This window comes from Parafrankia sp. BMG5.11 (assembly GCF_004337455.1).
This window is the reverse complement of record NZ_SJXI01000003.1, coordinates 1-12,745: the sequence shown is the minus strand read 5'-3', so window position 1 is coordinate 12,745 and position 12,745 is coordinate 1. Positions and strand designations below refer to the sequence as shown.

Genomic DNA, 12,745 nt, shown 5'->3' with positions numbered 1-12,745 from the left:
TCAACGCACTGAACTGGCTTGACGCACTGAGATGACGGCCCCGGGAATCGCGCCGGTGCGATGTGAACCCGGGTCCAAGGAGGGCCTCCGCCCGTCCGGGCCATACACAGGAACGTGTTGCCCGGGATGTTGCGGGGGACCAGCGCCACTGGTGGAGACTTCACCGCCCATCCGGGCTATACGCGACTCGGATGGAAACAACTGTGTACTGCTGGTGTCACGTTCGGGGTGGTGGTGTCCGCTCGACCCCGCTGTCGTCGGACACCTCCGGATGAGGGCTCGAGGCCGGGCTAGCCGGCGGACGCGGAGCGGTGATCCGCCTGGGCGTCCGCGAGCAGCTTCCGCCAGGACGTGACGTCCGGACGGCGGCGGAGCAGCGCGCGGCGCTCCCGCTCGGTCATTCCTCCCCAGACGCCGAACTCGACATGGTTGTCGAGGGCGTCCGCCAGGCACTCGGTGCGCACGACGCACCCGAAGCACCTGGTCTTCACCCGGTTCTGGGCCGCTCCCTGGACGAAGAGCTCATCCGGGTCGAGGTCGCGACAGGCGGCGTGGGCCGTCCAGTCGCCGTCGGTGGTGGAGCCGACGAGCCCGGTCGTACTGGTACGGCGTGACAGGCTGACGGGTGGGGTCAGGCTACTGGTCATGCCACCTGCCTTTCTTCTCGAGTCCGGGTCAGGGGGCCCGTGCGGGTGGTGACGTGGCGTTGAACCGAAACCGTACGGAGTGGCGTGGCCACGGCACAGACCCCACACGGGTGGTTGTCCAAATGACTAGTCCGGGCCATTGATCCCGATCGCCGCAGTAGTGCGATCTGTGACGCCCGTGTGTCACTTCGGTGACGCAACCGTGACCTTGCTGTGGCGTCGTAGTCTTAGCTCGATGAGGTAGCCGTTCGGACGCCTTGCCGTGTGTGCCCGTGTGGTCCCGGGCGGGCAGTGTGCGGGACCACAGTCCTGGACTGGCGGGCCCCGGGCGGGCACGGTGTTTGGGTCAGCGCAGTACTGGATCAGCGCCTCGGCCGCGGCCGGTGCGGGCACCTGACGAAGGCGGGCATCGTCGACGGCAGCGGAGGACTCGAGCAGGGGGTCCCGGGCTCAGTGTTCATACCAGGCCGAAACACCGGTGAAGCGCCGGTCGCCGAAGCCGGGACCGAGCCCCGGGGCGTTCCGTGCACCCAGCCGTTCCCCGTGTTCCCCGCGTACCCCGTGCACGCCGTGTTCGGAGCGTTCCCGGCGCCACGGTGGGTCCAGGCGTGATCCGGTCGAAACTCCGCGGCGCGGCCGACGCGCGGTCCACGTGGCAATCAGGCCTGTCCGCGCCGGCCTCCGGCCCAGCCTCACGGCATATCGGGCCCGACTCGGCGCGCCGCCGCCGAGTCACACCGAAACGGCTGCTCGGCGTCCTCACCACCAGCGTGGTGGCGGGCGTTCTGGTCGGCATGCTCGCGCTGCCCGTCATCGGCCTGGCCGGCGTGACCGCCAAGGGCGGCGCGGACCATTTCCTTTCTCTCCCCGCGAATCTGACCGTCCCCCCGCTGGCCCAGCCCTCACGCATCCTGGACGCCGCCGGAAACCAGATCGCGGTGCTGCGCGGCGAGCAGGACCGCGAGATCGTCACCCTGGACAAGGTCCCGCCGCAGATGCGCCAGGCGATGATCGACATCGAGGACGCGCGCTTCTACGAGCACACCGGCGTCGACTACCGCGGAATGATCCGCGCGTACCTCGCCAACCAGGAGTCCGGCGGGGTCACCCAGGGCGGATCGACCCTCACCCAGCAGTACGTGAAGAACGTCCTGCTGGCCTCCGCCCGGACACCGGAGGAAAAGGCGGCCGCGACCGAGCAGACGGTCGACCGCAAGCTCCGCGAAGCCCGTTACGCACTGTATCTGGAAGAACACCTCACCAAGGACGAGATCCTCGAGCGGTACCTCAACATCGCCTATTTCGGCGACGGCGCGTACGGCGTCCAGGCGGCCGCCCGGCACTACTTCAACATCGACGTCAGCCAGCTCGGCGTCACCCAGTCGGCGATGCTGGCCGGCCTGGTGAAGAACCCCACCGCGTACAACCCGGCGCTTCACCCGCAGGCCGCCAGGGAACGCCGCAACATCGTCCTCGACCGGATGCGCGAGCTCGGCCACCTCGACGCCGCCGCGTGGAAGGCGGGCCGGGCCGAGGAACTCGTCCTCAACCGCCCGGCGCGGTCACCGGACGCCTGCCAGGACTCCTCAGCCCCCTTCTTCTGCTCCTACGTCCGCCAGGTGCTGCTGGCCGACCGGACGTTCGCCGCCACCCCCGAGGACGCCCGCCGGCTGTTGTTCGAGGGCGGGCTCACCATCCGGACCACGCTCGACCCGGTCGCGCAGGGCGCGGCGCAGACGTCCGCACGCGAGGTGATCCCCACCGGGAACCGGGTCGCCGCCGGCGTCGCGATGGTGCAGCCGGGCACCGGCAACGTGCTGGCGCTCGCCGTGAACCGGGATTACGGCACGCCGGACGACAACCAGCCGCCGGCGCTGACCGCCGACTTCGTCCACACCAAGGAGATCTACCCGGTCGACCCCGACTCGTTCTCGCCCGGCTCCACGTTCAAGGTCTTCACACTGGCCGCCGCGCTGGAGAACAACATCCCGCTGTCGACCACCTTCCACTCGCCGCTGTGCTATCGCTCGGAGCGCTTCCCCAACCCCGATCCGGGCGGGAAGAACTGCTACAGCAACGCCGACCCGAGCGAGGACGGCTTCTACTCCCTCACCACGGCGACCTGGAACTCGGTCAACACCTACTACATCCAGCTCGCCGAGCGTCTCGGTGTCATGAAGACCGCCGAGATGGCCCGCCGGCTAGGCGTCTCCTCCTGCCGGATCCGGCCGAACGAAGAGAACAACCCCGAGTGCAGGGGCGGGGGGATCGGACCGGTCGACGGCTCTGCGATCCTCGGCTCGAACGAGATCAGCACGCTGGACCTCGCCACCGCCTACGCGACGCTCGCCGCCCGCGGAAACCGCTGCTATCCCCGCACAGTGCTCTCGATCACACAGCGCGTCGGGACGGCTGACCGTCCGCTGGCCTTCAACACCGGAAAGCCATGCGAACAGGTCCTCGCCCCCGGGATCGCGGACACCGTCGCCTCGGTTCTCCAGGGCGTCATCAACCACGGGACCGCGTCCGGGAACGCGCAGATCGGACGTCCGGCGGCGGGCAAGACCGGAACGGCCGAGGCATTCAGCACGGCGTCCTTCGCCGGTTTCATCCCGCAGCTGGCCACCGCGGTCACCCTCGCCGACCCGCGCGGCCCGACGACTCATCAGCTTCGCAACGTGCTCACCAGCCGTGTGGTGTTCGGCGGCGGATTCCCGGCCCAGATCTGGGCCCGGACGATGACGCGCACGATCGACGGCCTGGCGCTGCCCGTCATGCCACTGCCGGCGCCGGACAACACCCAGCCGCAGGTGCCCAAGAAGGCCCTGCCGGACGTCCGCGGGCAGAGCCAGCAGGCGGCCGAGTACGCCCTGCGCTCGCTGGGATTCCGGGTCCGCTCGGAGACCGTGCCGCACGTGGCCCCGCCCGGGATCGTCGTCGGCATGGCTCCCGAGCCCGGGGGGGAGGTCTCCATGGACACCGAGGTGGTGCTCCAGGTGTCCGGCGGCCTCACCGGCGCGGTGCTGCTGCCGAACGGCGCCGGCGCACGCCCCGGCCAGCCCGCCGCCCCACCGGCGGGGGACGGCCGCGCAGGCATCCCGAGGCTGCCGGACCTGCGCAACCAGCTCCGGAACTGAAGGCCGGCGCGGCGCGGCGGGATCCGGCTGTCAGGACTCGCTCAGCCGCGCGCGGACGAGCTCGGACACCCGCCTCCCGTCCGCCCGGCCGGCGATGCGAGCCTGCGCGGCCTTCATCACCTGGCCCATCGCCTTCATGCCGGTGAGCCCGAGCTCGGCCATCACCTCGTCGATGATCGCTCGCAGCTCGTCCTCGCCGAGCTGGCTGGGCAGGTAGTCGGCGAGAACGTCACCCTCGGCGTTCTCGCGGCTGGACTGCTCGGGCCGCCCGGCGGCGGCGAACGCCTCCGCGGCCTCCCGGCGCTTGCGGACCTCCCGGGCCAGGATCTTCTCGACCTCGGCGTCGTCGAGCTCCCGGGCGGTGGTGCCGGCGACCTCCGCGTCCTTCACCGCGGCGAGGGCAAGGCGCAGCGTCGACAGGCGCAGGTCGTCACGTGCTCGCATGGCGACAGTGAGATCCTCGCGCAGCCGCTCCTTGAGTGTGCTCATGGTCGCCGAGCCTACGGCCCGCCCGCACCGGCGGCCACGCGGTTTCCGTTCAGGTGCAGCCGCTGGTCCGGTTCGCGCCGGTGCGGCCGTTGGTAGACGGCGCCGACGCGACCGGGGACGTCCGCCGGGGTGGCGGGACCTGTCCGCCGGGGTGGTCGGACACGTCCGCGGGCGTGGCACCGGGCAGCCGGGCCGTCGTGCGGCTGGGCGAGACTGGAGCGATGCGACCGATGCGACCGAGCCGGGGAACTGTCCGCGCGGTGTCGGGGCTCGCGGCCGCGGGTCTCGGCACCGCGCTCTACGCGGGCGTCTACGAGCGGACCGCCTACACCCTGCGCCGGCGCGAGGTGGCGGTTCTCGCGCCGGGAAGTACCTCTCTGCGCCTGCTGCACATCTCGGACCTGCATGTCACCCCGAACCAGCACGGCAAGTTCGCCTGGCTGTCGGATCTGGCCCGGCTGGTCCCCGACCTCGTCGTGCTCACCGGCGACGTGCTCTCGCACCCCCGGGCCCAGGCCCCGCTGCTCGCCGCGCTCGACCCGCTCTTCACTTTCCCCGGCCTGTTCGTGCCGGGCAACAACGACTACCACGCACCAACGTTGCGCAGCCCACACCGCTATCTCGAACGCACGTACACGCCCGGGCCGAAGGGCCCGGCGCTCGACTGGGCGGGTTTCGCCCGCGCGCTCGCCACGGCCAGCGGCTGGCGTGAGCTGACCAACATCCGGGGCACGATCGACATGGGGGGCCGCACCCTCGACCTGCGTGGGGTCGACGACGCCCGCCTGCGCCGCGACCGGCTCGCCCTGGTCTCCGGCCCGCCCGAGCCGGGCGCGGCGCTGGCGCTCGGCCTGTCACACACCCCCGAGCCCAGGGTGCTGGACGCCTTCACGGCGGACGGGGTCGACCTCATCCTCTCCGGCCACACCCACGGCGGACAGATCCGGCTGCCCGGCTACGGCGCGCTGGTCACCAACTGCGGCATCGGCCGGGAGCGGGCCTGGGGCCTGTCGCGGCACGCGGCGGGCGGGCGGCACTCCTGGCTGCACGTGTCCGCCGGGCTCGGTACCTCACCGTTCGCCCCGTTCCGCTTCAACTGCCGCCCGGAGGCAACGCTGCTCACGCTCACCGAACGTCGCTGATCCGTGCCGTCCCCGGAGGGCAGGCCGGCGGTCCCGAGGGCGGGCTGGAGGGCGGGCGAGCCGGCGGAGCGCCGGTGCCGGCCCGGTGGACCGTTCCGAAAACCGGGGCACCCCGGCACGCCACTCGGATCCTTGCGTCTAGTACACTGAGCCACGGTCGCGGGGTGTGGCGCAGCTTGGTAGCGCGCTTCGTTCGGGACGAAGAGGTCGTGGGTTCGAATCCCGCCACCCCGACCAGCTAGAGGCCACTTTCGATCATTGAAAGTGGCCTCTTCGCCGCTCTGGGTGACCATCTGAGCCGCCGGCCCTCCGCCCACCGGACTGAGAAGATTCAACTCATCGGGAATCTCCCCGAGGTCGCCGGAGACAGCCGGGGATTTCGGACGGCTCGAACCGCCGCGGTTGCTCGGAACCGTACATAGAGACGTGGCCGGCGGGGCGTGCCGACTTGATTGGGCCCGCGGCGGGTCCGGTAAGACGTGCGATCTCCTTGTGTCAGGTCTGTGACGTTTCGTGGCGGGTCTGGGATGCTGGGGCGGTGCCAAGGGGGACAAGCCGGCTCGTCCATACCGAGTACGGGCGGCTGTGGTGCTCGGTGTTGTGGCCGTCGGCGTGGTCGTCCGGGTCGCCGCGGTCGTCGGCGGGCTGACGGTGGGCGACCGTGCCGGAGGTGGGACGTCCATACGAGCTGTGCTCCCATGCGTGTGACGCCGACCCGGGTCGTCCTGGCGGACGACGCGCCGCTGTTCCGTCAGGCCATCGCCTGGCTGCTGGAGCAGCACGACTTCCAGGTCGTGGGGCAGGTGAGCGACGCCGACGGGCTGCGTAACGCGGTCTCGGCGCTACGCCCCGACATCGCGGTCATCGACATCCGCATGCCTCCCACCGGCCGGCTGGAAGGGCTGGAGAGCGCGGTGGAGCTGCGCGCCCGGCATCCGGACCTCGGGGTGCTGCTGCTCTCGCACTACCTGGAGTCGCATTACCTTCCGGTGCTTTTCGGCGCGAACGCCCGGGGCGTGGGCTATCTACTCAAAGAGCGCGTGACCGGCATCGAGGCGTTCGTCGAGGCCGTTACCCGGGTCGCGGCGGGCGGCTGCGTTCTCGACCCCGAGGTCGTCGACCTGATGATCGCCGCCCGGTCGCGGCGTGATCCCCTGCACACCCTGACCGCCCGCGAACGGGAGGTGCTCGCGCTGATGGCCGAGGGCCGTTCCAACCAGGCGATCGGTGCGCAGCTGGTCCTCACTCCGAAGACGGTCGAATCCCATGTGCGCAGCATTTTCACCCGGCTCGGCCTGGCACCCGAACCGGACGATCACCGGCGGGTTCTCGCGGTGCTCACCTATCTGCGAGCACATCACTGACCGACGTGTTCAGGGCGCGCCGACGACGCGATCAGGCTCGGCTGCCGACTGGCCGTCGAGGTCGGGAAGCTGCAGGACGAGCAGCACGATGTCCGGGATGACGGCGACCGCCGCGGCCAGTCCGGCCCATCCTGTCCGGCGTCACCGACGACCCGGTAGCCGCCGGCCGTCAGGGTGACGCTTGCCAGGGCACAGAAATTCGCGTGGTTATCCGTGAGAAGCGCCGTGGCGGACATTTGTCCGAGGATGCCACTCGAAGCCGGTCCCGGTTTCAGGGCTACCCCTGATGTTGGCCGCTCCCGGAAAGATCAGGCTCATCTTCGTGACCGATCATCCTTCGGGGGAAACAGCGCCCCGTGGGAAAACGGCACCCGCGCCGGTCAGCCGGATCGCCGGCCACATCCGCCGCGGCCGGTCCGGTGAACCCGGGCCAGCGCGCCACGGGGGGGTGCGCTGGCCCATCGGGCCAGCGTGGTTCCGCGCGCCAAACGCCCGTTCACTCACAGCCGGGGGGCCTTCCAGTGACGTCTCAGGTGAGCATCGATCTCAGGCCGGGCGTACCGAAGGAAGGCGAGACCCGTGCGGTGGCGGCGAAGCCGAGGAGGCGGCGGCGGAAGGATCGTACCGGGTTCACGGCGGTGGCCCGGGCCGGTCGGCGCCGCGCCGCAGGATTTCTGCTGGCGGTCGTTGTTCTAGTCGGCGCCAGTGCCTGCCAGGCCGAATACAAGCCACCGTTCGCGCCCATCGTGTTCGCCATCGATGAGAACGGCAACATCGACGTCAGCGCGAGTCGTGACCTGGTGACCCCGATCGGCACCTTCACGATCAGCGAATCGGTTGCATTGCCGCGGGACGTCCCATCGGACCGAACCCTGATGATCCTTCGTCACAAGGTCGCCGGTGAGCTGAAGGATGCTTGGTTCACGCTGCTGGCCGCGGTGAACCTGCACTTCTCCGTGGACGGGGCGAACCGACTCGTCCCGCAGGCCGAGGAGAACGTCGCGCTGTTGGAGGTGACCGGCCCGGCGACCGGGGTGGTCGCCGAAGCGACAGACGACGACTCCGGTGACCGTTTCGAGTCCGAGCAGGTCGAGGTACTGCCGGAGGTTCCCGAGGACACGGACCCCTCGGCCACACCGGACGACGGCGGGCCGAGCGGCGGGCCGGGTGAGCCGGGCATCGAGGTGACCCCGGAGACGCTGAGTTGCGATGACTCGGGGTGCGCCGGGACCGTGACCGTGGAAAGCACCGGCACCGGCACGCTGCGGGTCACCTCGACCGAGATCATCGGTCCCGACGCCGATGCGTTCTCCGTGGACGCGGGCTGCGAGGCCGAGCTGCCGCCCGGCGGGCAGTGCACCCTCAGCGTCGGCTACGTGCCGCTGGACAGCGGCGAGGCGGCCGTCGCGACGCTGGTCATCCACCAGAATCTCAGCGGTCCCGCCAACGAGGTGAACCTGGAGGGGAGCGCCGGGACGACGCCGCCCGGCCCGGAGCCCGGCATCGCCGTGACGCCGGAGACGGTGTTCTGCACCAGCTCCGCCTGCCAGCCGGTGACGGTCGAGAGCACCGGCGACGACCCGCTGGCCGTCACGTCCGTCGAGATCGTGGGATCAGACGCCGCCGCGTTCAGCTACACGAGCGACTGCGAGGGCGCGTCCCTGCCGACAGGCGCCCGGTGCGTCGTCACCCCCGAGTACACGCCGCAGGGCGGCACCGATGCGACGGCCACCCTGGTCATCCACCACAATCTCGCCGGGCCCGCGACCGAGGTCACCCTCTCCGCCTCCTGAACCCGTTTCCGCCCTCGGGCTAGCTGATCCGCCCGGAGGGGGGTGGGCACGGGGCCGGTGGCGCATCGGCGAAGCCCGTGGCCCGGTACTCGCCGGTGGAGTCACGGGCAAGGTTCACCCGGATCCGGGACGCGATGCCGATCTGCCCGGTGGGCAGCGACTGCTCCAGGGTCTCCCGCCCGGTCTCGTCCAGACAGCTGTCCACGGCGGCCGCTCCGCCCTCCGCCCCGCCCTCCGGCCCGGCCGAGACCCCGGTGACCAGGAGCCGCAGCGGCCCGCGGACGGATCGGCCCGGGATGGCGCGGTTCTGGTCCAGGATGGTCGTCAGCGTGCCGAAGAAAGATCCGTCGACCTGGTCCAGCAGCGTGCCGAGGGCGGCGCGGTCGCCTTCCTGGGCCCGGGCGAAGGCGTCCCAGAAGGTGAGATGGGCGCGGACCGCGGGGCTGGCGGGGTCCACCCCCGGCCCGGTCGTCATCTGGACGGAGCCCTCGACAACCGGGGCCCCGCCCGCGGCCGGGGCATCCTCCGGGCCCGCGGGCACCGGCGGTGTCCCGGTTCCGCCCCAGGAAACGAAGGGCGTCAGCGCGGTGACGATCTGACGGTCGGTCGGGGCGCTGAACACCTCCGCGCCGCTCCAGGCGACCTTCACCGAGGTCGGGCACCCCGCGGCGGCCGGGTTCACCGGGACGGTGGCGACGACCTGCCCCGTGTGCGCCGCGCGCACCGTGATCCGGTACGAGGTGCGGAAGAACGGCACCTGCTTCTGGCTGCCGATGTCGAAACGGCAGATGACATCGGTGGGTTCGCGGGCGTCCCGCTCGGCGCACGCGACGAGCTGGGTCTGCGCCGGCCGTGCCAGGAAGGCGTCGCGCTCGGGCTGGCCCACGTCTTGGAGCAGCCGGACGGGGAACGTCGACCCGGTGGGGTCGTTTCCCTGATGCTGGCTGAACAATGCCACCGGATGCGGTGCCGGCCCGGTGTAGGGCGGAGCGGAGGTGAGGGCCACGTTCCCGGCGCAGACGTCGTTGAGGGCACCCATGTCGACCGGCCCGTCGACGGCGCGGACCTCGCCGCCGGCCGAGCCGGCGTCGCCCGACGCGCCCCCGCACGCGGCGAGCCCGCAGACCGCCGCAATGGTCAGTGCGGCCACCGAGAGCACCGCCGTCGCCCGTTGCCGCACGTGCGCCCCTTGTCCCGCGGCCGCCGCCGTCGGGTGGGCGACTGTTTCGTCCGGGAAGATCCCCACCATATCGACGGCGCGGCGACGTCTCGCGGTCAGATCCGGCGCCGGAAAGCGGGGCCGGTGGGGAAGCGGCGATACCGTTTCCGCGGCGGGGTGCTGAGAGTACGATTCCGGCGATGAAGAAGCTGTTTCCGCATGGTCAGAACAGCGTTCTGGTGATGCGGGTGACAAGGGCGGATCGAATCGTCACCGTCAGGGAGCTCCCATGAAAGCCGTACGTGCCGGCAACGGCGGCGTCAGCGTCGTCGACCTCGAGGAGCCGCCCGGCTCCGGTGAGGTGTTGAAGATCGCGGCCGCGAGCATCTGTAGCTCCGACCTCCTGTACATCAGATTAGGCAGCCAACGGATCATCGGGCACGAGCTGGCGGGCGTGCGTGAGGACGGGTCGGCGGCGATCGTCGAGGCGATCATGGGCTGCACGGTGTGCGACCTCTGCCGGCAGGGGCGGTACAACCTCTGCGTGCAGCACACGAAGCAGGCCCTCGGCGCGACCGCCGACGGCGGGATAGCCGAGCAGTTCCGCGTGCCCTCGGAGCGGCTCGTCCCGCTCCCGGCCGGCCTCGACGTCCGCGACGCCCCGCTGGTCGAGCCGGCGTCGGTCTCCTGGCACGCCCTGCGGCTCGCCGGCACCGGGCCGAACACCCGGGTCGCCGTCGTCGGGGCCGGTGCGCTGGGCCTGCTCGCCGTCGCCGGTGCGCGGCACCAGGGCGCACCCGAGATCGCCCTCGACGCGCGTCACCCCCACCAGGCCGAGGCCGGGGAGCGGCTCGGCGCGACGCTCGCCCACGACGGGCTCTACGACGTCGTCGTGGAGGCCGCCGGCTCGGACAGCGGCCTCGACCGCGCGATCGATCTCGTCGCCCCCGGTGGCACGGTGGTCTGCGTGGGGGTCCAGCTGGCAGCCAAGGTCGGGGTCAACTGGAGCCCGCTGTTCCACCGCGAGGGGCGGCTCATCCCCTCCATGGGCTACTGCGCCCATGAGAACGGTCGGGAGATGGAGGACGCGGCGGCCATGCTCGCCAAGGACCCCGAGATCACCCGGACGCTGATCACCCACCGGTTCCCGATCGCCGACGCCGCCGAGGCGTTCCGGGTCGCCGCCGACCGCAAGGCCGGCGCGCTGCGGGTGGTGATCGAGCCGTGAGCACCGTGGGCATCGTGACGGGGGCCGGCCGCGGCATGGGCCTGGCCTGCGCCCACCGGCTCGTCGACCTGGTGGACGTCCTGCTCCTGGTGGACCGCGACCCCGCCGTCGCCGGAGTGGTCGGCGAGCTCACCAAGGCCGGTTCGGCCACCGTCGAGCCGTTCGTCCTGGACATCACCGACGTCGACGGCGTGGAGCGGCTCGCCGCCCGGGTCGCCGAGCTCGGCACGCTGCGCGCCGTCGCCCACGCGGCCGGGATCTCCCCGACCATGGCCGACTGGCGGCGCATCTTCGCCGTCGACCTGGTCGCCACGGCGCAGCTGGCGCAGGCGCTGCGGCCGCTCACCACGGCCGGCACGGCGTCGGTCTACTTCGCCTCGATGGCGCCGATCCTGGCGATCGGTGAACCCCACCCGACCGCCGACGCCGCGCTGGACGACCCGCTCGCCCCGGACCTCCTCGACCGGATCCACGCCGCGCTCGGCGCCACGGTCGAGGACTCGGGCTGGGCCTACTCGTGGGCCAAGCGGGGGGTGCAGCGCTTCGCCCAGCAGGAGGCCGTCCGGGTCGGGCCGCTCGGCGGCCGGGTCTGCTCCCTCTCCCCGGGGATCATCGACACGCCGCAGGGCAAGCAGGAGGCGGCGGAGCACAGCTCCATGCAGGCGCTCGTCGAACGGACCCCGGTCGGCCGCATCGGGCAGTCCGAGGACGTCGCCGACGTGGTCGCCTTCCTCCTGTCGGACCAGGCGCGCTTCGTCAGCGGCATCGACCTCCTCGTGGACGGCGGGGTCGCGGCGGCCGTGCGTGGGCCGGCCGCCGCTGCCGTGCGGTAGCGGGACACCGCCCGAGCCGGTGGATCCTTGACCCGATGGTGAATCCATGACCTACGGAAGCGGGGTGGCGGTGGTGGGCGAGAGCGAGCCCGTCGTCGTAGTCGAGACCGCGGACCGCGTCACGACGGTGACGCTCAACCGGCCCGCCGCGCGCAACGCGCTCAGCCGGGCGCTCACGCACGCGCTGTGGGACGCCGTCGCCGCGGCCGGGGATGATCCCGGCGTCGACGCGGTGATCCTGACCGGCACCGATCCCGCGTTCTGCGCCGGGGTCGATCTCAAGGAGGTCTCGGGCGAGGTGCCGCCCTCCGCCGTCCCGCGCGGGCCGGGGGAGGGGCCCGAGCGGTACGACAACGGGCTGTTCCGGTTCCTGCCCGTCATCGACAAGCCGGTCATCGGAGCCGTCAACGGCGTGGCCGTGACGGGAGGCCTCGAGCTGGCCCTGCAGTGCACGTTCCTGGTGGCCTCGGAGCGCGCCCTGTTCGCCGACACCCATGCCCGGCTCGGGATCATGCCGGGCGGCGGGGCCACAGTCCTGCTGGCGCGGTCGATCGGGCTGCGCCGGGCCGTCGAGATGTCGTTGACCGGCAACTTCCTGACCGCGGCGGAGGCGCTGCGGCTCGGCCTGGTCAACCACGTCGTGCCGCACGACGAGCTGCTGGGGTGCGCGCGGCGGCTGGCCGGCGACATCGTGAGCAACGACGGGCAGAGCGTTCGCCGGCTGCTGCTGCACTACCGGCAGCTGGCGAACACGGCGACCCTCGACGAGGCGCACCTGGCCGAAGGGCTCATGGCCGAGATGTGGCGGCCCGGAACCAGCCACGTCGCCGCCCGGCGCACCGACGTCACCCAGCGCGGCCGCCAGCAGACCCGCGCCTGACCCGGTCCGCGGTCACCGCGACAGCGATCCGGCACCCGGCGATCCGGCCCCGGCCGTCGGGTGCGGGCCGTCG

10 protein-coding genes and 1 tRNA gene are annotated in these 12,745 nt (G+C 71.8%); 8 read left to right on the top strand and 3 right to left on the bottom strand.

All coding sequences use genetic code 11. The features are described 5' to 3' along the window. Positions 1-290: 290 nt before the first annotated feature. Positions 291-647, bottom strand: coding sequence for a WhiB family transcriptional regulator (locus E0504_RS03465; RefSeq protein WP_071066206.1), 357 nt, complete (start codon positions 645-647; stop codon positions 291-293). A 794-nt stretch (positions 648-1,441) separates the two neighbouring features. Between E0504_RS03465 and E0504_RS03460 the strand changes: the two genes are divergently transcribed. Beyond that, on the top strand, positions 1,442-3,784 hold the full coding sequence (locus tag E0504_RS03460; RefSeq protein WP_165938393.1) for a penicillin-binding protein: 2,343 nt from the start codon (positions 1,442-1,444) through the stop codon (positions 3,782-3,784). Positions 3,785-3,814: 30 nt separating this feature from the next. On the opposite strand, the gene E0504_RS03455 is transcribed toward E0504_RS03460, so the two are convergent. Next, positions 3,815-4,273, bottom strand: a complete 459-nt coding sequence (locus tag E0504_RS03455) for a GatB/YqeY domain-containing protein (RefSeq protein WP_071066208.1) — start codon at positions 4,271-4,273, stop codon at positions 3,815-3,817. A gap of 230 nt (positions 4,274-4,503) precedes the next feature. Between E0504_RS03455 and E0504_RS03450 the strand changes: the two genes are divergently transcribed. From E0504_RS03450 to E0504_RS03430, 4 genes are all read left to right on the top strand, one after another. Next, positions 4,504-5,415: a metallophosphoesterase gene (locus E0504_RS03450; protein ID WP_112108399.1), complete on the top strand. Its 912-nt coding sequence runs from the start codon at positions 4,504-4,506 to the stop codon at positions 5,413-5,415. 160 nt (positions 5,416-5,575) lie between these two features. Next, positions 5,576-5,652, top strand: a tRNA-Pro gene (locus E0504_RS03445). Positions 5,653-6,113: 461 nt separating this feature from the next. Beyond that, positions 6,114-6,779, top strand: a complete 666-nt coding sequence (locus tag E0504_RS03440; RefSeq protein WP_012157783.1) for a response regulator transcription factor — start codon at positions 6,114-6,116, stop codon at positions 6,777-6,779. Positions 6,780-7,312: 533 nt separating this feature from the next. Continuing rightward, on the top strand, positions 7,313-8,572 hold the full coding sequence (locus tag E0504_RS03430) for a choice-of-anchor D domain-containing protein (RefSeq protein WP_235014642.1): 1,260 nt from the start codon (positions 7,313-7,315) through the stop codon (positions 8,570-8,572). A gap of 19 nt (positions 8,573-8,591) precedes the next feature. On the opposite strand, the gene E0504_RS03425 is transcribed toward E0504_RS03430, so the two are convergent. Then, on the bottom strand, positions 8,592-9,752 hold the full coding sequence (locus E0504_RS03425; protein WP_235014640.1) for a hypothetical protein: 1,161 nt from the start codon (positions 9,750-9,752) through the stop codon (positions 8,592-8,594). Between the two features lie 268 nt (positions 9,753-10,020). Between E0504_RS03425 and E0504_RS03420 the strand changes: the two genes are divergently transcribed. Genes E0504_RS03420 through E0504_RS03410 form a run of 3 tightly spaced genes read left to right on the top strand, consistent with a single transcriptional unit; the run spans position 10,021 to position 12,672 of the window. After that, positions 10,021-10,959: a zinc-binding dehydrogenase gene (locus tag E0504_RS03420; protein ID WP_071060338.1), complete on the top strand. Its 939-nt coding sequence runs from the start codon at positions 10,021-10,023 to the stop codon at positions 10,957-10,959. Continuing rightward, positions 10,956-11,792, top strand: a complete 837-nt coding sequence (locus tag E0504_RS03415) for an SDR family oxidoreductase (RefSeq protein WP_112108379.1) — start codon at positions 10,956-10,958, stop codon at positions 11,790-11,792. The genes E0504_RS03420 and E0504_RS03415 overlap by 4 nt, the downstream gene beginning before the upstream one ends. A 46-nt stretch (positions 11,793-11,838) precedes the next feature. Further along, complete coding sequence (locus E0504_RS03410; protein WP_112108378.1) at positions 11,839-12,672, top strand: enoyl-CoA hydratase; 834 nt, start codon at positions 11,839-11,841, stop codon at positions 12,670-12,672. The last annotated feature ends 73 nt before the right edge of the window (positions 12,673-12,745 follow it).